Origin of the sequence: Nocardia sp. CA-107356, from assembly GCF_050946365.1 — a bacterium.
Taxonomy (GTDB): Bacteria; Actinomycetota; Actinomycetes; order Mycobacteriales; family Mycobacteriaceae; genus Nocardia.
The window spans coordinates 3,398,436-3,421,940 of record NZ_CP191992.1 but is presented as its reverse complement, the minus strand read 5'-3'; the positions used below and the strand labels follow the sequence as shown (position 1 = coordinate 3,421,940).

Genomic DNA, 23,505 nt, shown 5'->3' with positions numbered 1-23,505 from the left:
GCAATTGCTGTGCTGTTCACGTGAACACTGTCGCCAGCCCGGCTGATACGGAGCTGACACCGACCTGACACGGTGTTCGGCCCGTTCCCGATCACCCCTCGCCGAAAGGCCCTACGGCACCGGCCGAACAAGCCGACTGGCTGACTGCGAATCGTTCACGGCAGAATGGTCCGGTGCAGATCGGGATGCTTGGACCGCTCGAGATCCGAATAGATGGCGGCGGATTGATCGAGATACCGGGTGCCCGGTTGCGGGCGCTGTTGGTCGCCCTTGCGCTCGAACCCGGTCGCGTGGTCCCGAAAGCGACGCTGGTCGACTGGATTTGGGGTGAGCAGCCGCCCTCCGACGCGGCGAACTCCTTGCAGGCACTGGTTTCCCGGCTGCGCAGAGTGCTGCCGGACGGGTCGCTCGACGGGCAGGCGGGCGGATACCGGCTGACGGTGGAATCCGAGGCTGTCGACGCCGTGCGGTTCGAAAAGCTTCTCGACCAGGCCCGTGGCGGTAGCGACGCGCACCAGGCGGACCTGCTGCGCGAAGCCCTCGACCTGTGGCGCGGTGCGCTGCTGCAGGACGTCGGTGTGCAGGACAGCCCGGCTTTCGACACGGTGATCACCCGGCTCGAGGGGCTGCGCCTCGCCGCCATGGAGGACCGATACGAAGCGGAGATCCGCCTCGGTCGCAGTACGGAGCTGATCACCGAGCTGACCGAGCTCGTGGCCAGGCACCCGGTGCGGGAACGGCTCGTCGCCGCGCTGATGCGGGCGCTCGGCGCCGCGGGTCGTGGCACCGAGGCACTGACCGTGTACCAGAGTGCACGCGAGGCCCTCGCCGACGAACTGGGCGTGGACCCCTCACCGGAGCTGTCCGCACTGCATGTCGCGCTGTTGCGCGGCGAAGTGGGAGCGCGGGCGGAAGACCGCAGGACGAACCTGCGGGGCGAGTTGACCAATTTCGTCGGCAAATACGCCGACATCGCCGTCGTGCGCGAACTCATCGCGAACCACCGGCTCACCACCTTGACCGGACCCGGTGGCTCGGGGAAAACCCGGCTGGCCGTGGAGACCGCGCGGACACTGCTCGACGACCTGCCGGACGGGGCCTGGCTGGTGGAACTGGCGTCTGTCGGCGCGAGCGGTGACGTGGCGCAATCGGCGCTCGCCGCGCTCGGGCTCCGGGATGCGCTGCTCGGCTCTGCACCGAACGCGGAACCCATCGATCGGCTCATCGCGGCGCTCCGCGAGCGCGAAACGCTGTTGATCCTGGACAACTGTGAGCACGTGATCGAGGCCGCGGCGGCATTCGCCCACCGGATGCTCGGGGAGTGCCAGCGGCTGCGGATCCTGGCGACGAGCAGGGAACCGCTCGGCATCACCGGTGAGGCATTGTGGCGGGTCGTGCCGCTGACATTGCCCACCGAGGACGCGGACTCCGGCGAGATCGAGTCCTCCCCGGCCGTGCAGCTGTTGCGGGACCGGGCCGGTGCGGTACGCAAGGATCTCACCGCCGACGCCCACACCCTGTCGACCATGGCGCGCGTCTGCCGGGCGCTCGACGGGATACCACTGGCGATCGAACTGGCCGCGGCCAGACTGCGCACCATGTCCCTCGATCAGCTCGCCGACCGCCTCGACGATCGGTTCCGCCTGCTGACCGGTGGCAGTCGTACCGCCATTCCGCAGCACCGCACGTTACGGGCGGTGGTCGACTGGAGTTGGGAGCTGCTCACCGACGCGGAACGGATGGTCCTGCGCAGACTTTCGATGTTCTCCGGCGGCGCGAGCCTGGAGGCAGCCGAGCAGGTCTGCGCGGACACGGCGGGCGGGCCCGAAGGGCAGGGGGACGGGAAGAATGTGGCCGTCGAGCAGTGGGAGGTGCTCGAACTGTTGACCGCGCTGACCGAGAAATCGCTGCTGCTCACCGCGGAGGACACCGGGCCGCGGTATCGCATGCTCGACACGATCAAGCAGTACGCCCGGGATCGGCTCGCGGAGTCGGGGGAAACGGATCAGGCGCGCCGAGCGCATCTCGCGTACTTCACCGGACTCGCCGAAACCGCGGAACCACAACTGCGTCGGGCCGAGCAGCTGGCGTGGCTCGCCACCCTCGACGCCGAGCACGACAACATCGCTGTCGCGATGCGTGGCGCGCTCGCGGCCGACGATGCGGCCGGGGCCATGCGACTCGCGGCGGCTGCCGGCTGGTACTGGTGGCTGAGCGGGCACAAGGCCGAAGGCTTGGAGCTGATCACCGCGGCCATCGACCTGCCCGGCGAGGTGGACGATGACGCTCGGGCCACCGCGCATGCGCTGGTCGTGCATTTCGTGTCCTCCGGGCCGCAGGACCAGTACCAGGTGCAGGAATGGATCCACAAGGCATTCCGGTTCAGTCGCAACGCCCGGACCCGCCACCCCGCGCTGGGGTTCGTGCCCGCACTGGAACGCCTGTTACAGGGGCCCGACGCGATTCTGTCCGCGTTCGAACCGCTGCTCACCGACGATGACCCCTGGGTGCGGGCCCTGGCCCGACTGCAACTGGGCAAGATGCGGATCATGCTCGGCCAGGACGCGCGGGAAGCGGACGAGTTTCTCGAGACCGCGCTCGCCGAGTTCCGGACGATCGGTGAGCGCTGGGGAATTTCGTTCGCACTCAAAGAGCTGGCGAGTCGAAACGCCACCCGCGGCGAATTCGCTTCCGCCTGCGAGCTTTTCGATCAGTCGATCGCGGTGATCACCGAGGTCGGCGCGATCGAGGATGTGGTCGCGATGCGGTCGCGGCAGGCACAGTTGTACTGGCTGCTGGGTGATGCGGAGGCGAGCGCGGCCGCCCTGGCCGACGCGCAGCGGTGCGCGGATCAGGCCGGCTGGCCGAACGCAGTGGCCGAACTGGCCTTGGCAAAGGCGGAGCTGGCTCGTTGGAGCGGGGACACCGAGCAGGCGTACCGCCAAATCGACATCGCGACAACCATGTTGGGCAGCGACGCGGAGCAGCCGAACATCAGCGCGTTGATCCACGACCTGCGCGGCTATCTCGCGGACGGTCTCGACGAAGCCCGGGCACAACACTCCGCGGCGTTCCGGGCGGCATCCGAGGCGGGGCATGCGCCCATTATCGCCGGGGTGCTCGTCGGGATCGCGGATCTGGCACTGCGTGAGGACCAGAGCGAGCAGGCCGCGCGGCTGCTCGCGGCGAGTGCCGCGGTGCGCGGACTGCCCGATCGCTCGCACCCGGACGCGGCTCGGATCGAACAGATCGCACGAGATCGCCTCGGTGAAGCGGGCTTCACCGAGGCGATGGGCAAGGGTGCGGAGGCGGACTGGACCGAGCTGGTCGCGACTACGCTCGCTTGTTGAACGTGGCACGTGACCACAGGTACCCGACGAGGGCGATCCCGGCGCACCAGGCGAGCGCGGCGGCCGTGTAGCCCCCGGACGGGTGACCGGTGAGAAATCCGCGCAGGGCTTCGATGATCGGGGTGTACGGCTGATACTGCGCGAACTGCCGCACGCCCTGCCCCATCTGCTCGGCCGGCACGATCGCGCTGCTCACGAAGGGCAGCATGATCATCGGCACGGTGGTGAGGCCCGCGGATTCCGGAGTTTTCGCGGCCATTCCCAGAGCAACCGTGAGCCAGGCGGTCGCGAACGCTGTCGCCGCGATGATCGCGAACGCGCCGACCCAGTGCAGGAGGGTCGCGGGCGACCGGAATCCCAGCGCGAAGGCGACTCCGATGACGGCCGAGGTGGATATCGCAATGGTCAGCACGGTTGCCACCACATGTCCGGTCAGTACGGCGCCACGGGAGACGTCCATAACTTTGAACCGGTTGATGATGCCCTTCGTCATATCGGAGTTCACAGCTACCGCGGTGGAGGACAACCCGTAGCTGATGGCCAGCAGGATCATGCCCGGTGTCGCGTAGTTGATGTATTTGTCGCCGACATTGAATGCGTTGCCGAACACATACACGAATATCAACATCATCATGACCGGCATCAAAGCCGCGTTGAATATCGTGACCGGAGTACGAGCGGTGTGTTTGAAGTTGCGCCGCAACATGATCGACGAATCGGCCAGGGGTGCTGAAATGGTGCTCATTGTGCGATGGCCTCCGTGGTTGCGTGTCCGGTCAGGGCAAAGAAAACGTCATCGAGGTCGGGTGTATGGATGGAGACATCCGCGGTCTCGATCGAATATTCATCGAGCCGATTCAGCAACTCCCGCAATGCTTTCGTCCCGCCATTGCCGGGAACCCGCAAGGTCACGGCCTCGTCGTCCCGGGTGGAGCCGGGCAGGATCCGCGCCGCCGCATCCAGATCCGCGACATCGGTGAACCGGAGCTGGATGTGACTGCCGGGGACCCGGCGCTTGAGGTCATCGGGAGTGCCCTCGGCGACGATGCGGCCCTGGTTGAGCACCGCAATGCGGTCGGCCAGCTGATCGGCTTCCTCGAGATACTGGGTGGTGAGGAAGATCGTCACACCATCGGCCGTCAAATCCCGCACGATTTCCCACATCGTGCGACGGCTACGCGGATCCAGCCCCGTTGTCGGCTCGTCCAGGAAAACGATGTCCGGTCTGGTGACCAGCGTCATCGCCAGGTCCAGCTTCCGGCGCATGCCCCCGGAGTAGGTCTCCGTCCTCTTTCGCGCCGACTCCACCAGATCGAACCGTTCCAGCAACTCGGTGACCACCCGCTTGCTCTCGCCGCCCCGCAGACGATGTAGATCCGCCATCAACTGCAGGTTCTCCTCCCCCGTCAGCAGATCATCGACCGCCGCGAACTGACCGGTGACCCCGATCGACGCGCGCACCGCCTTGGTCTCGGTCGCAATATCGTGCCCGGCGACGCGCGCCGTGCCACCATCGGCCTTCAACAGCGTGGTCAGCACGTTCACTGCCGTCGTCTTACCCGCCCCATTCGGACCGAGCAGAGAGAAAATCGTGCCGGCACCGATATCCAAGTCGATGCCATCGAGTACGACCTTGTCGCCGTACGCCTTCCGCAGCCCAGAAGCTGCGATCGCTGAACTATTCATGTGAAGACTGTCGCCGGCCCGGCTGATACCGACCTGACACCGACCTGACACGTCCACTGACACGGCGTTCGACCTGGTCACAGCGGACAGGGGTGACGAACGGACATCGGTCCGATTCGCTCCTGGATCCCGGTCGGTGTCACGGACGACGAGCTCGGTTCGGCGTTACTGACGCTGACGCACGACACTTGTTCGTAATCGCGGCAGCGGTTGGGCGGTCCGCGACCGCATCCTGGTGGCGAAAATGAACACCGCTCGACCGGCGTGTCGGTCGAGCGGTGGGGTCGCCGCATATCAGTGCGCAGCGATCGGCTCGCGACTGCGACCCAGTAGCCTCGCTGGTCGTGCGCGTACTAGTCCTCGAGGACGATCCTGAGCTCGGTCCAGCAATCGTCAGAGGGCTGCGCGAGGCTGGCTGCGCGGTCGACTTCGCCAAGGATCTCGCCGACGCCGACTTCAAACTCGCCGTCAACGCCTACGACTGTTTGGTCGCTGATCGCATGCTGCCCGACGGTGATGCCCTCACCCTCCTCGCCGCTCAGCGTGCGGCGGGCTCCACTCTCCCGGTCCTGCTGCTTACCGCGCTGGACGCGATCGCTGACCGGGTGGCCGGCTTCGAGCACGGTGCCGACGACTACCTCGTCAAGCCTTTCGCGTTCGCCGAGCTCAATGCCCGGGTGCGTACCCTGTGCCGCCGTGGTCAGCCCGCCCGGCTGCCCGAGCTACGCGTCGGCGACCTGAATCTCGACCTTCCACGCCGTCAGGTGCGGCGAGACGGCGTGGAGCTCGCCCTGACCGCGAAGGAGTTCGCGGTGCTGGAGGTCCTGATGCTGCGTGCCGGGGAGGTGGTCACCCGCACCGAACTCATCGAACGCTGCTGGGACGAGCACTCCGAACCGCTCTCCAACGTCGTCGACGTTCTCATTGGGCAGCTGCGCCGCCGGCTGGGCCCACCCGAGCTCATCACGACGGTGCGCGGCGCGGGCTACTGCATCGCCGATCCGGCTCCGGGTCTGTGAAGTCGTCGCGCCCTCCCGCCGCCGCGCGCCTGCACCGCGTCCGGTGGGAGATGACCCTGCTCTTCGCCGCGACTACCGCCGTCTGCCTGCTGGTGCTCGTCGCCATCGCAGTCCGCACCGACAACCATTCCCGCACCAGTGATCTCGACAACTCTGTCAGCCACCGCGCCGACGGCCTCGCCCGCACCCTCTTCTACGACGCGGCCGGCACGCTGCGTGCAGACTCGCTGCCGGAGGACGAACTCGCCCGCAGCGCCGAAGCGCTCGGCATTCTCGAGGCACCCCCGAACTCCGGAACTCGGATCCGCTACGCCTACTCCTCCCAGGCCTGCCTGCCAGCACAGGCGGAACTCAACGAGATCTGGCGGGAAGTCGAACACGACCAGGAGACCATCCTGGTTACTACCGCCGCCGACAACGGGCGCGAGTATCGCTGGGCCGCGGCTCCGGTCTGGGACAACGACGGGATCGGCGCCGTTGTGCTGGTCGGAGCCGACCCTTCCCAGGGCGAGGGCGATCACCAGCGGCTGATCCACTGGCTGGCCCTGGGCTGTGCGGCACTCGTGCTGGTCACCGCGGCAGTGGGCCACCTGTTGACCGGGCGCGCGATGCGCCCCGCTCTGCGGGGACTCGAGCAGCAAGAGCAGTTCCTCGCCGAAGCTGCCCACGAACTGCGCACGCCACTGGCCACTTTGCGCCTGGTGGTGGAGGAAGGCAGCGCCTCTGCGCATCGGGCGCCCGCGGCGTTGGATCAGGCAGTCCGGCTCGTCGATCGGCTCGGCCGACTCGTCACCGGACTGCTTGCCCGAGCCCGCGTGGAAGCCGGCACCCAGGAAGTCGAACTTGCCCCGCTACGTCTGGACCAGCTGGTCGAACGGACCATCGCGGAACTGCCGGACCCCACCGGCGTCACCGTCACTACCGCCGAGGTTGTGATCGTCGACGGGGATTCCGGGCTACTGGCCCAAGCGATCCGAAACCTCGTGGAGAACGCCCTACGACACGGCGGCGGCAGTCCCGTCGAAGTGACTGTCACCGCCAACAGGGTTGCGGTAAGCGACCACGGCCCCGGTGTGCCGCCCGAGGACCGTACCCGGGTGTTCGAGCGGCACGTCACGGGAGGCTCGAGTACCGGCACTGGTCTCGCCATCGTCCGCTGGGTGGCCGAGCTCCACGGCGGCACCGCCCAGCTTTCCCAGGCCCCGGGTGGCGGGGCATTGGTGGAGCTGATGTTGCCAGGACGCACGAGCGGCTGACACACCCGTGCAGGCTCGGCCGCCGTCGCCGGGGCCGCCTCATCTTCATCTCATGCAGCACCGGGCAGGGTGCAGCCATGTCCGCACTGCCACCTCGCTTCGCGTGGAGCCCGCACTTCACCGCGCTCCTTGTCGCCCTCACACTCGGCGCCTGCGCCCTGCCCACGGATACGCCGGCCCAAGCCAGCCCGCCCGCGATCCGGGTCGATCAGGTCGGCTACGTCGTCGGGCAGGCAAAACAGGCCTTCGTTATGGGTTCGGAAACGGAACTGAGCCAAGCCGGCTACCGGTTGGTGGACGGCCAGGGCACCGTCGTTGCCACCGGCCAGGTAGGTGGACGCACCGGCACCTGGAACAGCAAGTACCCGGCCGTTCACACCGTGGACCTGTCGGCTATCGATACACCGGGCAGCTACCGACTCGAGCTCACCGGCACGGCCACCGGGCGCTCCCCACAGTTCCGCATTGCGCCCGCCAAAGACTTGCTCACCCCGCTCGTGGAGAACAACGTTCGTTTCTTCCAAACTCAGCGTGACGGCGCGGATGTCTTGCCCGATGTCCTGCACCGAAAGCCCTCGCATCTGGCCGACCGCCTCGCAACGGTCTACGCCACCCCTCGATACAACGAGGACAGCACCGAGCTGCTCGACGCGAAGCTGACCCCGGTGGGTGGCCCCGTCGATGTCTCGGGCGGTTGGTCCGACGCCGGTGACTTCCTCAAGTTCACCCACACCACCGCCTACAGCACCGCCGATCTGCTGCTGGCCCTGCGTGCCGCACCGCACACCGCGGGCCTGGCCGAGGAGGTCGAGCAAGGTTTGGCCTGGCTGGACAAGATGTGGGAGGGCAAAAGTGGCACTCTCTACGCCCAAGTCGGTATCGGCGCCGGCAACGACCAGGTCCGTACCGACCACGACGTGTGGCGATTGCCCGAGACCGATGACGAACTGGACGTGAAACCGGGCGACCCGGACTACCTGATCAAGAACCGGCCGGTCTTCCGGGCCAACGAGCCCGGCGCGTCGATCAGTCCCAACCTGGCTGGCCGCATGGCAGCAGTCTTCGCGCTCGCCGCGCAGAACAGTGCCAACAGCGATCCCTGGGCCGCCAAGTCCTGGCTGGACAAGGCCGCCGCCATCTACACCCAGGCCGACACCTCGCCCGGCGGCGAACTGATCACTGCGTTCCCCCACGACTTCTACCCAGAGGACTCCTGGCCGGACGACATGGAGTTCGGCGCCACCGAAATGAGCCTGGCCGCCAAGGCATTAGGCGACGCACGAGCCGATGACTGGCAGCAGCAGGGCATCCGCTGGGCCGAGCAGTACATCGACTCCGACACCAAGGGCACTCTCGGCGTCGCGGACGTCAGCGCCCTCGCTCACGCGGACCTGCTCACTATCGTGAAGGCGGACAGCGAGAACGGCGCAGAGCTGCAAGCTGACCTGCGCCGGCAGTTGGACGACGGGGTGAGCCGGGCCGCCGAGGACCCCTTCGGGGCAGGTGCGGTGTACACCGACTTCGACTCGGTACCGCACACTTTCGGTCTGGTCGCCACCGCACAGCTGTATGGGAAGGCCACCGGCGACCACCGCTACGACGGGTTCGGCGCGCAACAGCGCGGTTGGGCACTGGGCGCCAACTCCTGGGGCAGTACCTTCATGATCGGCGCAGGCGAGGTCTACCCGCACTGCCCAGAACACCAAGTGGCCAACCTCGGTGGCACGGGCGAGATCCTGCGAGGCGCTGTGGTCAACGGGCCGAATGCCGCAGAAAAGCTCTACGAACTCAACACTTTCCCGACGATGAAACGCTGTTCCTCGAATCCTGGCACGGCGTGGACCGACTTCGACGGGGGCAAGGCCCGCTTCCTCGACGACGTGGGCGCCTGGCAGACCGTGGAACCCTCGATCGACTTCACCTCCACCGCAATGCTGGCCTTCGCCTTGTCTCTGGGGTGAACCGAACCGCCATCGACGGCACGATACCCAAGGTCGTCGACACCAACCCTCGACAACCGGGATTGATACGGGCTCAGCCATATCCGTCCGATTCTCAGCGGATGCTACTTTCGGAACCCCGGCCAGCGCGTCGACAAGCAGGTCGTGTGACATATGACGTCGACGCCTTCGTCTCGAAGGAGAAAACGTTGCACGCCAACGTGAGCGGACATCACCAAGTGCCCTGGTTCGAGGTCGACAACACGGCCCGGTTCTTCGCCCGGCATCTCAGCCGGGTCGGCACGTCACCGGCCTGATGTGACAGGTATCGGCGCCCGGCCTCGAGCCGATCGCCGATACCGCTGTCACATACCGTCTTTCGTCGGACCCGATACGAATTCCAGCACGCGTCGCCCTGCGCCGAACCGCGCCAGTGCGACTACGCCGGAATGACGTACTGGACTTGGACCGAATCGGGAGAGTGGAAGAATTCCTTTGTGGTGACGGACAATTCGACATGTCCTGGTCCCGATGGGATGGTGGCCGAGTTGTACCACGACCCGACCAGCTTCACCGTGGTGTCGCCGCGCGCCCCGGTATCGATGTTGCGCCAGGAGACATAGGCAGTCGTGGCGCAGACGCCGATACCTGCGAACGCGCTGGTGAGATGGAGTCCCTGAGAGGAATCCTGGTCGACATTCCCGCGGATCGTTCCGTAGCACAAGCCGGATTCCGTTGCCGTGGTGTACAGGACCGGAATGTTGACCGACTCGGCCGCGGCCGCACCCGCGAAAACGAACGCTGGAACACAGGCCACGACGGTAGCGGCTGCTAGCGTGGCCAGCTTGTTGATCGAGTGCATGATCGTCCTCCCTGGTGGGTACGCGCGGATGCGCAGTAGCCAGTCTCGTGCGACCCGCAGAACTCCGAGATCGTGGCCTTGCATCTTATCCGCCACGACCGCATGGCTCGTTACGCTTGCCTGCCAGTCGGGGCTCCCGGCCAGCTTCCTCTAGTGCGAGTGGCGCATCGTCCGCTCCGCTTGGCGGCCGACATTGTCGGATGCGACGGTGCACAATGGCGCACGACAGGATGGGGAAGTATCCCAGCCATGCTGGCACCGAACACCTAATCGACAGTGCGCCAAACGATCTGGCCCGCCTTCCGGTAGCGGTTGCTGAGGTCGGACCGCTGCTTCCGCCGACAATCCGCCCTCGACGTGCGATAGTCGGCGTGAGCGGACGATTCCGGCGTCACCAGTGCGACGCTCCAGATGAGTTGGCGGACAACCGTATGCGGCACGAGCGAATGCTGCTCTGGCATGGAGCGATACCGGAAACGACCTTGCTGACGTCACCGCCAACGTGTGCGGTGTCGTGTATGCGTTTGGCGGGCTCTGCCCAGCGATCGTGCGGCTTCCGAGGAGATTGTCCGTCCAAGGCGGACGAGAAGGGGTAGGAGCATCCGCTCCTTTCCACTCTCAACATATAGCGCACCCGGGGGCTTGCGGCAAGACCCGGGTCATGCCGCAGAATCGCTGGCCGAAGCCGGAAACCGACGAACGGGAGTAGCGATATGCGTGTGTTGTTGTCGACGTATGGGTCGCGCGGGGACGTCGAACCGATGGTGGGACTCGCCGTGCAGTTGCGGGCACTCGGCGCGGAGGTGCGGGTGTGCGCGCCGCCGGACTTCGCGGAGCTGCTGGCCGAGGTCGGCGTGCCGCTGGTGCCGGCAGGCCCGTCGGTGCGGCAGATAACGAGCGGGGCGAAGCGGTGGCAGGCGGCGGACCTGCCCCGGCACGCGGCCGAGTTGATCGCCGCGCAGTACGACGCGGTCGCCCAGGCGGCCGAGGGATGTGATGCGCTGGTGGCGACCGGCTTGTTCCCGGCCGCGGCCGCCGTGCGGTCGGTGGCCGAGAAACTGGGCATCGGCTACTCGTACGTGAGCTTCTTCGCGACGATGCTGCCATCGCCGCACCACCAACCGCACCCATGGCCGGGCCGGCCATTGCCACCGGATGTGACCGACAATCGGGTGCTGTGGGACCTGAACGCCCAGAGCATGAACGAGCTGTTCGGCGCGGTGGTCAACACCCACCGGGCGTCGATCGGCCTGCCGCCGGTGGACAATGTCCGCGATCACGTCTTCACCGACCACCCGTTGCTGGCGACAGACCCCACCCTCGGCCCGTGGCAGGAGACGTCGGACCTCGACGTGGTGCAGACCGGCGCTTGGATCCGCCCGGACGAACGCCCCCTCCCGGCCGAGTTGGTGGCGTTTCTGGACGCTGGCACACCACCGGTGTACGTGGGATTCGGCAGCATGCCCATGCTCGCTTCGAATGGCATCGCACGGGTGGCCATCGAGGCGATCCGTGCACAGGGCCGACGTGTCCTCGTCGGCCACGGCTGGGCCGACCTGGCCCCGATCGACGACCGTGACGACTGCTTCGCCGTCGGCGAGGTCAACCAGCAGGCGCTGTTCGGTCGGGTGGCCGCCGTCGTACATCACGGCGGCGCGGGCACGACGACGACCGCCGCCCGGGCCGGAGCGCCTCAGGTGGTGGTACCCCAACTGGTGGACCAGCCGTACTGGGCCGACCGGGTAGCCGACCTGGGCATCGGTGCGGCGCACGACGGTCCGACTCCGACCACCGAATCCCTGTCGACCGCGCTGAGGACGGCCCTGGCACCGGAGACCCGTGCCCGTGCGACCGCCGTGGCCGCCACAATCCGCACCGACGGGGCGATGGTGGCCGCGAAGCTGCTGCTCGACGCGGTGAGCCGAGAACGGCCGCCCGTGTCCGCGTGAACCACACGGGATAGTCGAGCCACGAAAAGTAAAGGGGCATATGTCAACTCGAGGGTACGAAGACGAATTGGCGTTCGAGCGGAGTTACGTAGCCGGGCTCTACGCGCGGCTCGACGCCGAGCGCGCGCGGGTGAAGGGTAGGTACGGCGCGGCGTTGCGGGGAAACGGCGGGACACCCATGGAGCGGGATTTCGAGGTGCGCGCGCTGGCCAGAGAGGTGAAACGACTGGACGTGGCCGATAACGGGCTGTGCTTCGGTCGGTTGGACACCCTTTCGGGCGAACGGTCCTACATCGGTCGGATCGGCATTTTCGACGAGGAGAACGAGTACGAGCCGCTGTTGCTCGATTGGCGGGCACCGGCGTCGCGCGCGTTCTACGTCGCCACCGCCGCCACCCCGGAGAACATGCGTCGGCGGCGCCAATTCCACACCCGCGGACGTCAGGTGGTCGATTTCACCGACGAGGTACTCGGCCGCCCCGATGGTGCCGAACGCGGGGACGCCGCCCTGCTCGCGGCGGTCGACGCGCCGCGCGGTGACGGGATGCGCGACATCGTGGCGACAATCCAAGCCGAACAGGACCAGATCATCCGACTCGACCATCCCGGGGTGCTGGTGATCGAGGGTGGCCCTGGCACCGGGAAGACGGTGGTGGCGCTGCACCGCGTCGCGTACCTGCTCTACACCCAGCGGGAGCGGATGGAACGCCATGGCGTGCTCGTTGTCGGGCCCAACCCGGCGTTCCTGAACCACATCGCCCGCGTTCTGCCATCGCTGGGCGAATCCAACGTGGTATTCATGACCACCGGCGATCTCGTGCCCGGTCTGCGCGTCACCGCCGAGGACACCCCGCAAGCCGCGCGGCTGAAGGGCTCGCTGCAGATCCTGGACGTGCTCGCGGCCGCGATCGCCGATCGTCAACGCCTGCCCGAGCACCCGCTGACGATCGAACTGGCCGACGTCACGGTGCGGATCGACGCCGAGACCGCACAGTGGGCCAGGGACGAAGCGCGTGCGAGCGGGCTGGCGCACAATCCGGCCCGCGCGGTGTTCAGCGAGATCATCACCTATGTGCTCACCGAGCGCGCGATAGCCCGGATCGGCCAGGGCTGGCTGACCCGAGCGGACCGCGAAGCCTGGGAGCAGCTGCGGGCGGATCTGCTCGTGGAGCTCGCCGACAACGACAAGTTCACCGCCGCTCTCGACGAGCTCTGGCCGATGCTGACGCCGGAAAAACTACTGGTACAGCTGTATTCGTCGCCCGAGCGGTTGCGCGCGGCAGGCGCCGACGAGGCGCTGCTGCGCGCCGAGGACGACGCCTGGACGGTATCGGACGTGCCGCTGCTCGATGAACTCGTCGACCTGTTGGGCCCCGACAAGCCGGACGATCAGACCGCCGAGCGGGAACGGAAAGCCGAGGCAGAGTACGCCGCCGGGGTACTGGACGTGATGGTCAGCCGTGCGGACATGATGGACGACGAGGACCATCTGTTCGCCCAGGATCTGCTCTACGCGGAGGATCTGGCCGATCGCTTCCTCGAGCGCGACGCCCGTGAACTCGTCGAACGCGCTGCGGCGGACCGGGATTGGACCTACCGCCATGTCGTTGTCGACGAGGCCCAGGAGCTGTCCGCAATGGACTGGCGGGTTCTGATGCGGCGCTGCCCGGGCAAATCCTTCACGGTGGTGGGCGATCTCGCGCAACGCCGGTCGGTAGCGGGAGCGACATCGTGGGACATGATGCTGGAGCCGTATGTGCCCGGCCGCTGGGTCTACCGGTCGCTGTCGGTGAATTACCGCACCCCGGCGGAGATCATGACGGTCGCCGCCGCACTGCTCGCCGAGTTCGCACCCGGGGTCCAGCCGCCGGAGTCGGTCCGCACGTGCGGCGTCCAGCCCTGGTCCAGGCGGGTCACCGACGACGAACTGCCCACTGCCATCAAGGAATTCGTACAGGACGAAGCCGGTCGCGAAGGCACCAGCGTCGTGATCGGGCCGCCGGGTGTGCCCGGCACGGTGGTCGCCTCGGAGACGAAGGGCCTGGAGTACGACGCCGTCCTGGTCGTGGCTCCAGAACGGATCATCGCCGACGGCCCACGCGGCGCGGCCGAACTCTACGTAGCCCTCACCCGCGCCACCCAACGCCTCGGCGTCCTGCACCAGGCTTCATTGCCGCAGTCCCTGAGTGGACTCGCCGAAATCGGGACACCCGCCCGAGCCGGGAATCAACGGTCGGCCTAGAACTCGTGATCGGTCGCGGAGGCGAGGGCGAGGCCGGCTCGGGTGAGCGGGGTGACCAGAATGTCGGGTGGTATCGGGTGGGCGGCGGACACGATTGCCAGGTCGATGCGCCCTCACGGACGGGCTCGAGGCGGGTCTGCGCTGGTCCGGGGGCCTCCAGGTGGCACGGTTACTCGCGGGTGGGTCGCGGCGAGTTCGTGCCCGACGGGTGGTAGGTCGAGGTCACCGACCGAGAGCACCACCCCGACGGTGACGGTGCCGGACAACCCGTGCTGCAGCGCCTGGACGTCGCAGACTGCCGAGGATGTGCAGGGCGCGGCGGTAGACTATGCCTCCGGCCTCGGTGGTGGTGATATCGCGGGGATGGCGGACCAGCGGAGAGTGCCGAACTCGTGCTCGAGACGGCCGATGGCCGCGAAAACGGCGGATCGGACGACATCGACGCGGGCGCCGCCGCGAGTGAAGTTGCGTTCTTCGACAACGGCGACGAAATACGACAGCTGCGCTACATCCGCAACCGATCACTATCGGTGATCGCAACCAGCACGAATCAGCGTGGGATTCGATCGTTCCGTTGAGTGATGGTGTGAAAGAGCAAACGGCGCAGCCGAACACCCGCCGCAAGAACGGGAGGAAGTCTCCGATGAGGCGCTATGACAACCTCGCGAGCGAATCGCCGACCACGGTCGCCTTCGACGACGTCATACTCGACGACGCGGCAATCCGGGAGACGGAACTGCTGCGGGCGCGGCGGTCACTGCCGTATCTGCGCGACCGGATCGGCAACGAGGGCATGCGGACCGTGCTCGACGACGATCACCGAGCCGTGAACAAACAGGTACTGAGCTGGTTGGACCGGTCGGATGGCCGGTGGCGGTCCGGGTCGCTGTTGCTGCGCGGGCCCAGGCCACCGGTGGGCAGGTTCCGCGCCTGGTTCAGCGGCAACCCGGCTCGGCGTAACGGCCTGGTGTTCGCTGCCGCTCATCCCGAAATGGCCGGGCACGGCGTGGCCGCAGTCGAGGAGCAGCAATGAACCGCGCCGATGTGATCGTGGTCGGCGGCGGCCCCACCGGCATGACCGCCGCCGGGGATCTCGCGCGGGCGGGCCGGTCGGTCGTCGTACTCGAGCGTTGGCCGCAGATCAACCCGGCCAGCCGTGCCTTCGCCACCATGGCCCGCACCCTGGAAGTCCTCGACGCGCGCGGGCTGGCCGACGACCTGCTCGCCCTCGGGTCCACCACGCCCGAGGTGCGCCTGTTCGCCGGTGCCACTGTCGATTTGACCCGTTTGCAGTCGCGATACCGGTACGGGTTGATCACCCCGCAAACCAACGTCGACCAGGCACTGGCCCGATACGCCGAGCAGCAGGGCGCCGCGATCCACCGCGGCGTCGAAGTCGTCGCGCTCGACCAGGACCCCAATGGCGTCACCGTCACCACCCGCCCCAAAGGCGCGGTACAGAACGGCGGCGAAACCCGCTGGCGGGCACCGTATTCGGTAGCAGCCGACGGCGCACACAGCAGCGTCCGTGAGTTGCTGGACATCGCGTTCCCCGGCAAATCGGTGCTGTCGTCGGTGGTGCTGGCCGATGTGCGCCTCACCGACGGACCGGTCGGCGCCGGGCTGACACTCGGCAGCACCAGTGACTGCTTCGGATTCCTCGTCCCCTACGGCGGCGGGCCGGCCGCCGGCTGGTACCGGTCGATGACCTGGGACCGCAACCACCGGCTCCCCGACACCGCACCCGCCGAGCCCGCCGAAATACGGGATATCCTCAACCGCGCGATGGGCCGCGATGTCGGAGTCGCCGAAATCAGCTGGCATTCCCGGTTCCACTGCGACGAACGCCAGATCCGCCAATACCGTTGCGGGCGAGTGTTTTTCGCCGGAGACGCCGCACACGTGCACTCCCCGATGGGCGGGCAGGGCATGAATACCGGCATCCAGGACGCCGCAAACCTGGCGTGGAAACTCGACGCCGTCCTCGGCGGCGCCGACGACCGAGTGCTCGACACCTATCACACCGAACGTCACCCCATCGGCGAACGAGTGCTGCTGCAGAGCGGTGCGATGATGCGCAGTGTCACCCTGCACCCACGCCCGGCCCGCTGGCTACGCGACCGCCTCGCCCCGACGGTACTGGGATTCGGGCCCATCGCGAACACCATCGCGGGCAGCTTCGCCGGAACTACACTGCGCTACCCTCACCACCGCGGCGAACATCCCGTGGTCGGCACTCGCGCCACCGAAATACCCCTGGCGGGAGACCGTCTCACCGTGCTGCAACGCACACCGGGATTCGTCCTCATCCGCGAGCACGGGACCCCACCCGTCGACATCGGCCTGCGGCAGGCCGAGCGCACCGACCCCGGTCCGGCTCTGCTGGTCCGCCCCGACGGCTACATCGCCTGGGCCGGCCCCTCCACCGACAGCCAGGCCCTGCGGCAGGCGTGGCGAAGGTGGACCGGCGCCCGCACCCCCACTGCCGCATGACCTCTCCAGCACCAGCACAAACTTAGGGAGACATCATGACAGTCACCGCCATCCAGATCGGGCTGCATCCCGACGGCATCGACTACACGTCGCCCGACTTCACCCAATTCCCCGGACTCACCGAGGAAGTCCTGCGCCGCGCCAACGATGACAACCTCGCCGCGCTGCGCGCCGCCGGATACGTGGTCGACAACTGCCTGATCGAATTCGGTACCGCCGGAGCCGATACCGCCCGCCGCGCACTGGCGGCCAAACCCTACGACGCCGTCCTCATCGGCGCCGGAATCCGGCTCGTCGCCTCCAACACCCTGCTGTTCGAGAGCATCGTCAATGCCGCCCACACCCTGCAGCCAGGCTGCCGGTTCGTGTTCAACCAGTCCGCCACCGCCACCCCCTACGACATCCGCCGCTACTTCCCCACGCCCGACGACACCGCACCCGCCCACTGACCGAACCGATGAGTGGCGGGTCCCGGCAGCTCATACCGGGGCCGGCGACACACGCCGAGCAACTCCGGGTGCGGTCGCGACGCTTGCTCGAATGTCTCCGATCTACCGAGATCACTGGGGGGTAATGGAACAGGCGGTGGTGATCCTCACCGAGGGCGGCCAAACGGTGTGCGTCGCGCCTCGTCGGCTGGGCGGTGAAGACGATCATCCTGAGGTCGCCGTCGGGCACCGTGAGCGCGTTCGCGTCCAGCGTGATCTGCCCCATCGCGGGATGATGCGTCACTCCAGTGGTACCAACGAATTTCTTCCTCCCGCCGGAGGCCGGGCGTGCGGCGAGCCTGCGGCGGTCGCGGCAAGCCGAGATCGGCAGGCGAGAGACGATTGCGGTACTCGCGGAGCAGCGGGCCGAGGCTACGAGAATTTGCATCGTCAACGGCGCACACATTCCGGTCGACGCCGGTTTGCACGGCTCGAACGGTCAGCCACCCGTGTTCCGATCCGGTTGTGATCGTAGGAAATACAACAACGCGAAGGCGGAAGGTGTTGGCAGTGTTGGATTTTGATGGGCAGTTATCGTTCGCCAACCTCTTCCGGCCGACCTAGGGTGGAAAGATGGCGTACAGCTATGTCGTAACCGCTCATTCGCCGGCGAAGCCGGCCACCGTCTTCACGGCCCTCACGCACGCCGGTACGTGGCCGTTGTGGTCGCCGATCGATGCCGCCGAGATCGAGGGCGGCGGCGATCCCGATGCCGAACAGCGGGTCGGTGACACGCGAATCTTTCGAACCGGCCGTGCGATCTCCCATGAGCGCATCGTCGAACTGGTTGCCGACCGGCGGTTCGGCTACGAGAATGCGAGCGGACCATTCCGGTCCTATCGCGGCAGCGTTGAACTCGCCGAGGCACCACGGGGCGGTACCGACATCACCTGGTCGGCGACCTTCGACCCGAAACTGCCGCTCTCGGGCCCGTTCTGGCGGTGGTACCTGACCCGCTTCATGCAGCGTATGGCCGACGGCCTCGCCGCATACGCAACCGATGACACGCCTTCATACTGATCGGCACCGCCGCGATCACCCCGGGCGAAGGGCGATCATCGAAGGGGCGATGGTGCCGCGCCTGTGCCGACACCAAGGTGGCTCGCGCACAGGATGATAGCGGCCTGACAGTCGCGGAGCACCACGATCAGCAGGATCATCGGCAAAGCCGCAGACCTGAAGGATGCGGGCCCCGAACCGTGACCGGAGTTCGGCAACTACCCAGGTGTTGACGCCAACAATAGAGTGAGTGTACAGTCACTCACATGAACAAGAGCGGAGTCACCCTCTCCCGATCGGATGTGCGACGCAACGCCGTCGCCGATGCCGCGATCGCCGAGTTTGCCAGGACCGGCTATCACGGCACACCGATCAGCACGGTGGCGGCGACAGCGCGGATCTCACCGGCCTACGGCGCTTGGGCCGCCATCCTCACCGCGGGCACTCGCCACCCGAACGCGCACTGACATAAACCGACCGCCCCTCACAGGGCGTTTTTTCGACCCATCGAGTGATTGACCAGTCACACACCAGGAGGAATCATGTCCACCACCGCCACCGAAATTGTGCTGCCCGGCCGCGTCGAACCGCACGGCCTGCTGATTACCCAGCGCGACCTGCCCGCTCCCGGAGCCAGCCAAGCCCTCGTCCAGGTCCAGGCGAGCGGAGTCTCGTTCGCCGAGCAGCAGATGCGGCGCGGCAAGTACTACGACCAGCCGGCCTTCCCGTTCGTGCCGGGATACGACTTGGTCGGGACCGTCACCGCCGTCGGGGCCGATATCGATCCGGCCTTGGTCGGCGCGCGCGTCGCCGCGCTGACCAAGATCGGTGGCTGGACCAGCCATGCCCTGCTCGATGCCGCGGATCTGGTGCGAGTGCCCGATGCCCTGACTGCGGCCGAGGCGGAAACCTTTGTCGTCAACGGGATTACGGCCTGGCAGATGCTCTACCGCACCGCGAAGGTACGGCCCGGGCAGACCATCCTGGTGCACGGCGCGAACGGCGGCGTCGGCTCCACACTCGTGCAGTTGGCCCGCGCCAATGGAATTCGCGTCATCGGCACCGCATCGGCCCGCAATGCGGCCGCCGTCGAAGCACTCGGTGCGGCCTGGGTCGACTACCGCGACGATGTGCCGCAACAGGTTCGCGCACTCGCACCCGAGGGCGTGGACGCTGTCTTCGATCACATCGGCGGCCCCGGCATCGACGATTCGTTCGAACTGCTCGCACCGCACGGCACGCTCGTCTCCTACGGCACCGCCGCCACCAAGAACGACGAAGGCAATTCACGACTCCCCGTGCTGAAGCTCTTCGCCCAGTTGCTGGTGTGGAATGCGCTGCCCAACAAGCGAAACGCACACTTCTTCAACCTGTGGGCGGGCAAGCGCAATCTCACCCGCTTCCGCAACCGCATCACCGAGGACCTCGGCAGAGTCTTCGACCTCGCCGCCCAAGGCGCACTGCGCGCCCAGATCGCTGCTTGCATCCCGTTGACCGAAGCCGCTCGCGCCATGGAGCTCGCCGAGTCCAGCACCGTCGTCGGCAAGGTCGTCATCGTCGCGGACGGCCGGGCCTGAACCACTCCCCCAGGCATTGCCACCGTCGCGAACACCACGCCCACTGTGCGGCCCTCCTTCGAGGCCGGGCGCACCGGCTCTGGACTATTCCGCACAGGAAATCCGCCATGTCCCCGGCAAGAAACCATCAGCCACACCCCGCCGCCCTGGGTGTTCAGGGCATCCGGCCCCGAACGCCAACAACCTTATGGAGAAACCATGAGCACCGAACGTCCGAAGCCGTATATCAGCCGTCACTACGAACCGGTGGCCGATGAGATCACCGGCCACGGGCTGACTGTCAACGGCACGCTGCCGCCGGAACTCAACGGGCGCTACTTCCGCAATGGGCACAATCCCAAGCCCGGCATCACCCCGAGCCACTGGTTCCGCGGCGCGGGCATGCTCCACGGCCTGCGGCTGGGCAACGGTCGCGCCGAGTGGTATCGCAACCGCTGGGTGAAAACGCCTTTCCTGGAAGACGTTCCGTTCACCGGAGTCGAACTCGACGTCAGTGTCGCCGGCACCAACATCATCTTCCACGCCGGGAAATACCTGGCGCTGCAGGAGGCCAATCTGCCGTGGCAGGTCACCTCCGAACTGGAGACCGTCGGCGTCTACGATTTCGGCGGCAAACTCACCACCTCGATGACCGCGCACCCCAAGGAGGATCCGGTCACCGGTGAACTGCACTTCTTCAGCTACAGCCCGTTCCCACCGCACCTGACCTACTACGTGGCCTCCGCAGCGGGGGAAATCATCCGCGCCGAGCAGATCGAGGGTGCGGGGCCGTCGCTCATGCACGACTTCGCGCTCACCGCCGAGCACGCGGTGTTCCTCGACCTCCCGGTTGTGTTCAATCATGAGGAGCACTCGGGCATCCCGTACCGGTGGGACAGCAACTACCGGGCTCGCATGGGCGTGCTGCCGCGCACCGGGCCCGCGGGGATCACCTGGTTCGACGTGGATCAGGCCGCGCTGCTGCACGTCACCAACGCCTATATCGACCGCCAGGGCCGGGTGGTCGTGGAGGGCCCGCGGTACGACCGGGCCGCATGGGAAAACTCGTGGAAGTGGTGGGTCGGCGCACCCGGTTACGGAGTGACGCCCGATGCCGGTTCCACCTTCCACCGCTGGATTCTGGATCCCGCCACCGGCCGTGCCACCGATGCGCCGCTCGACGATCTGGTCACCGAATTCCCCAGTATCAATGACGATTTCACCGGGGCGGTCAACAAGTACAGCTACTCCATCGCCTTCCCCGGCGCAGGCCATGACGACTACTCCACCATCAAGTTCGATACCGAAACCGGTGAACGACAACTGTTCCACCACGGCGCCGACCGCATGCCCGGTGAGGCGGTATTCGTCCCCGCCGCAGGCGGCACCCGCGAGGACGACGGCTACCTGCTGACCATCGTCAGCGACCTGAAAGCCGATGCGTCCCAGCTGCTCGTCCTCGACGCGAGCGACCTGCGCAAGGATCCCGTCGCCAGCGTCGAACTGCCCCGCCGTGTCCCGGCGGGTATCCACGGCCATTGGATCGCCGATCAGGAAGGCTCGCTGTGATCACCGGAATCGATACCGCCGCACCGGTTGCCGTACGCCGCGACATCGTCGTCGACGCCACGCTACAAGGCGTATGGGGAGTGCACACCGATATCAACGCCCGGACCACCTGGCAGACCGATATCAGCGCCGCCACCATCGACAGGCCGGTCCAACCGGCACCGTATTCGACTGGAGCACTTTCGGATTGGATATCGACTCGACGAGCTACGCGGTGGACGCCCCGCATGGCATCTTGTGGGGCGGCCCCGCCGACGGCGCTACCTCCCACCACCTGATCGACGCCGACGAACTCGGCATCGACGATTGGTGGCTGCTCGACGGCGAGCGTATCGCTTTCACGCTGTTCGAACCCGGCGGACAGCGGGCAGGCGCAGCCGTGACCGAAGACTGGCACGTCGTCGGTCGCTGCCAGGACGTGTGGAACCGCGTTTGGGACACTGCTGTTCCGTATGCAATCTCTCGAATTCCGCGGCGGTCGGTGTGCCGGCGGCAACTCGAGCACCTACTCGAATTGGTCCAAGGGCGGCGGCGATGTCATCTCGGTCCGTCATCATCAGGCGGCGGGTCGTCGTTGACCCGAGCCGGGTCCGCGAGGTATTCCAGGTCGCGCAACCGCAAGACGACCGCCCATCCGACATCGCCGGGTGTGTATCGGAGTCCGGGCGTATGCAGGAAATCGACCACCTGCTCGACTCGCTCCCGCGGCGGCGGCGAGGTCATTTCATCGCAGACTGCCCGATAGACCTCGGCGACCGTGAGGTCGCTGCCGGGTGGGATCGTGTCGACAACAACAGTTATCAGTCGTTCGACGTTCGGGTCCATATCGTGCCTCCTTTCCAACATGAGCAATGCCGGTCGCGGGGCGGCGTATCGACCACGGCGTTACATCGGCGGCAGTCGTGGGTTCGATGTCCGGTCCAACCAGGCGCGACGCACGGGATCCAGCCGACGAGCATCCGGCCGCGCTGCAGCGGATGCCCCGTCGGGCATCGCATGCGGCGCGACCCATCCCCGCACGGTGCGCACCACCGGGCGGACGGCACCACCCTGCCCTCGACGGCGTAGATAGTCCGTACAGCCATGCAGCTAGTTTACCGCTAATCGAACCTACGTTCGATCTGACCTGTCCAGCGCGTCAGAATTCCTGGCAGGGTTGCTCGGTTTACGCCCCGAGCACATCGAGCCAGGAAGGAGCCGCTCTCATGCGCGCCGACGGCCACGAAGTCTCCACCTCAACCGTGGAGCGGGCGTTCGAGGTGGTGGAGTGCTGTCGTTGTGAGCCTGTCGTGTTGTCGGATCGGTGGTGACCGGTGTCCCGGAAAGTTCTTTGAAATAAATTTGGGAGGCGGTGTCGGATCGGGGCGGTGGTGTTCGTGGTAGGGGTGCGGCCGTCCACGAGGGGCGGCGCCAAGGTAAAGGAACCGCGATCATGAAGCTGACGACCATGACTCAGGTCACCATCGATGGAGTGATGCAGGGAAACGGCGGCGCGTCGGATGAGGACCGCAGGAACGGATTCGAGCGCGGCGGATGGGCCCTGGGGAAGGGTGACAACGAGACCATTGCGTTCATCAATCAGACCTACCAGCGCGCCGACGCGTTCCTGTTCGGCCGGCGGACCTACGAGCTGTTCGCCGGCTCGTGGGGGTCCCTGACGGAGCAGGATGTCCCTGGCTGGGAGCCCGTCATGCGGGCGTTGAACACACAACCCAAGTACGTGGCATCGACCACGCTCACCGATCCGGCGTGGTCGGGCACCACTGTCCTGTCCGACGACCTCGCGGCCGCCATCGCGGACCTGAAGGCCGAGCCGGGGGGTGAGCTGCAGGTGCACGGCAGTGGCACCCTGACCCGGTGGCTGCTGGAGAACGATCTGGTCGAGGAGATGACTCTGATCACCATCCCGGTGGTTCTCGGCCAGGGCGCGCGGCTGTTCCCGGACGCCGGCCCGGATCTTGCGCTCGACCCGGTCGAGTCGCGAGTCGACTCGAAGGGCGTGACGATCCAGGTCTACCGGCCGGGCGGGCGCCCGCAGTACGCGGGAAAGTGACGCACCTGACCGGCACCACACTGTCTTGACACCAAAGGAGATG

At 66.9% G+C, this 23,505-nt stretch carries 20 protein-coding genes and 2 pseudogenes; 17 read left to right on the top strand and 5 right to left on the bottom strand.

All coding sequences use genetic code 11. From position 1 onward, the window contains the following. Positions 1-173: 173 nt before the first annotated feature. Positions 174-3,350 carry a BTAD domain-containing putative transcriptional regulator gene (locus ACQP1G_RS15310; protein WP_433204083.1) on the top strand — a complete coding sequence of 1,059 codons (3,177 nt, stop codon included), beginning with the start codon at positions 174-176 and terminating at the stop codon, positions 3,348-3,350. Here the strand turns inward: ACQP1G_RS15310 and ACQP1G_RS15305 are convergent. Both ACQP1G_RS15305 and ACQP1G_RS15300 read right to left on the bottom strand, forming a co-directional pair. Then, on the bottom strand, positions 3,334-4,095 hold the full coding sequence (locus ACQP1G_RS15305) for an ABC transporter permease (RefSeq protein ID WP_433204080.1): 762 nt from the start codon (positions 4,093-4,095) through the stop codon (positions 3,334-3,336). The genes ACQP1G_RS15310 and ACQP1G_RS15305 overlap by 17 nt on opposite strands. Continuing rightward, positions 4,092-5,036 carry an ATP-binding cassette domain-containing protein gene (locus tag ACQP1G_RS15300; RefSeq protein WP_433204077.1) on the bottom strand — a complete coding sequence of 315 codons (945 nt, stop codon included), beginning with the start codon at positions 5,034-5,036 and terminating at the stop codon, positions 4,092-4,094. The genes ACQP1G_RS15305 and ACQP1G_RS15300 overlap by 4 nt, the downstream gene beginning before the upstream one ends. Before the next feature lie 344 nt (positions 5,037-5,380). On the opposite strand from ACQP1G_RS15300, the gene ACQP1G_RS15295 reads away from it, so the two are divergent. From ACQP1G_RS15295 to ACQP1G_RS15280, 4 genes and pseudogenes are all read left to right on the top strand, one after another. Beyond that, positions 5,381-6,055: a response regulator transcription factor gene (locus ACQP1G_RS15295; RefSeq protein WP_433204074.1), complete on the top strand. Its 675-nt coding sequence runs from the start codon at positions 5,381-5,383 to the stop codon at positions 6,053-6,055. A 50-nt stretch (positions 6,056-6,105) separates the two neighbouring features. Further along, positions 6,106-7,311 (top strand): sensor histidine kinase, encoded by a 1,206-nt coding sequence (locus ACQP1G_RS15290; RefSeq protein ID WP_433204071.1) that lies wholly within the window; start codon positions 6,106-6,108, stop codon positions 7,309-7,311. Between the two features lie 77 nt (positions 7,312-7,388). Next, positions 7,389-9,272: a glycoside hydrolase family 9 protein gene (locus tag ACQP1G_RS15285; protein ID WP_433204068.1), complete on the top strand. Its 1,884-nt coding sequence runs from the start codon at positions 7,389-7,391 to the stop codon at positions 9,270-9,272. Between the two features lie 161 nt (positions 9,273-9,433). Continuing rightward, positions 9,434-9,568, top strand: a pseudogene (locus tag ACQP1G_RS15280) (alpha/beta hydrolase); the annotation flags it as partial. A gap of 122 nt (positions 9,569-9,690) precedes the next feature. Here ACQP1G_RS15280 and ACQP1G_RS15275 read toward each other — a convergent pair. Then, on the bottom strand, positions 9,691-10,209 hold the full coding sequence (locus ACQP1G_RS15275) for a hypothetical protein (protein WP_433204065.1): 519 nt from the start codon (positions 10,207-10,209) through the stop codon (positions 9,691-9,693). A gap of 617 nt (positions 10,210-10,826) precedes the next feature. Between ACQP1G_RS15275 and ACQP1G_RS15270 the strand changes: the two genes are divergently transcribed. Next, positions 10,827-12,062, top strand: coding sequence for a glycosyltransferase (locus ACQP1G_RS15270; protein ID WP_433204062.1), 1,236 nt, complete (start codon positions 10,827-10,829; stop codon positions 12,060-12,062). Between the two features lie 40 nt (positions 12,063-12,102). Further along, on the top strand, positions 12,103-14,304 hold the full coding sequence (gene helR / locus ACQP1G_RS15265) for an RNA polymerase recycling motor ATPase HelR (RefSeq protein WP_433204059.1): 2,202 nt from the start codon (positions 12,103-12,105) through the stop codon (positions 14,302-14,304). Positions 14,305-14,630: 326 nt separating this feature from the next. On the opposite strand, the gene ACQP1G_RS15260 is transcribed toward helR, so the two are convergent. Next, positions 14,631-14,804, bottom strand: coding sequence for a helix-turn-helix domain-containing protein (locus ACQP1G_RS15260; protein ID WP_433208531.1), 174 nt, complete (start codon positions 14,802-14,804; stop codon positions 14,631-14,633). Between the two features lie 143 nt (positions 14,805-14,947). Between ACQP1G_RS15260 and ACQP1G_RS15255 the strand changes: the two genes are divergently transcribed. The 9 genes and pseudogenes from ACQP1G_RS15255 to ACQP1G_RS15215 all read left to right on the top strand — a co-directional run. Beyond that, complete coding sequence (locus ACQP1G_RS15255) at positions 14,948-15,337, top strand: hypothetical protein (protein ID WP_433204056.1); 390 nt, start codon at positions 14,948-14,950, stop codon at positions 15,335-15,337. Next, a complete protein-coding gene (locus tag ACQP1G_RS15250) occupies positions 15,334-16,797 on the top strand; it encodes an FAD-dependent oxidoreductase (protein WP_433204053.1) in 1,464 nt (487 codons plus the stop codon). Before ACQP1G_RS15255 ends, ACQP1G_RS15250 begins: the two co-directional genes overlap by 4 nt. A 35-nt stretch (positions 16,798-16,832) precedes the next feature. Continuing rightward, on the top strand, positions 16,833-17,246 hold the full coding sequence (locus ACQP1G_RS15245) for a hypothetical protein (protein ID WP_433204050.1): 414 nt from the start codon (positions 16,833-16,835) through the stop codon (positions 17,244-17,246). A gap of 612 nt (positions 17,247-17,858) precedes the next feature. Next, the gene (locus ACQP1G_RS15240; RefSeq protein WP_433204047.1) at positions 17,859-18,305 is read left to right on the top strand and encodes an SRPBCC family protein; all 447 of its coding nucleotides are present in this window, start codon (positions 17,859-17,861) and stop codon (positions 18,303-18,305) included. A 245-nt stretch (positions 18,306-18,550) separates the two neighbouring features. Beyond that, entirely contained in the window at positions 18,551-18,751 is a 201-nt protein-coding gene (locus tag ACQP1G_RS15235) for a hypothetical protein (RefSeq protein ID WP_433204044.1), read from the top strand. Positions 18,752-18,826: 75 nt separating this feature from the next. Further along, entirely contained in the window at positions 18,827-19,861 is a 1,035-nt protein-coding gene (locus ACQP1G_RS15230) for a medium chain dehydrogenase/reductase family protein (RefSeq protein ID WP_433204041.1), read from the top strand. Positions 19,862-20,059: 198 nt separating this feature from the next. Continuing rightward, positions 20,060-21,409, top strand: a complete 1,350-nt coding sequence (locus ACQP1G_RS15225; protein WP_433204038.1) for a carotenoid oxygenase family protein — start codon at positions 20,060-20,062, stop codon at positions 21,407-21,409. Then, positions 21,406-21,687 (top strand): hypothetical protein, encoded by a 282-nt coding sequence (locus ACQP1G_RS15220; protein WP_433209584.1) that lies wholly within the window; start codon positions 21,406-21,408, stop codon positions 21,685-21,687. The genes ACQP1G_RS15225 and ACQP1G_RS15220 overlap by 4 nt, the downstream gene beginning before the upstream one ends. Further along, positions 21,624-21,854, top strand: a pseudogene (locus ACQP1G_RS15215) (DUF6879 family protein); the annotation flags it as partial. The gene ACQP1G_RS15220 and the pseudogene ACQP1G_RS15215, both read left to right, overlap by 64 nt. A 92-nt stretch (positions 21,855-21,946) precedes the next feature. Here the strand turns inward: ACQP1G_RS15215 and ACQP1G_RS15210 are convergent. After that, positions 21,947-22,234 carry a hypothetical protein gene (locus tag ACQP1G_RS15210; protein WP_433209581.1) on the bottom strand — a complete coding sequence of 96 codons (288 nt, stop codon included), beginning with the start codon at positions 22,232-22,234 and terminating at the stop codon, positions 21,947-21,949. A gap of 607 nt (positions 22,235-22,841) precedes the next feature. Between ACQP1G_RS15210 and ACQP1G_RS15205 the strand changes: the two genes are divergently transcribed. Beyond that, complete coding sequence (locus ACQP1G_RS15205) at positions 22,842-23,462, top strand: dihydrofolate reductase family protein (RefSeq protein WP_433204035.1); 621 nt, start codon at positions 22,842-22,844, stop codon at positions 23,460-23,462. The last annotated feature ends 43 nt before the right edge of the window (positions 23,463-23,505 follow it).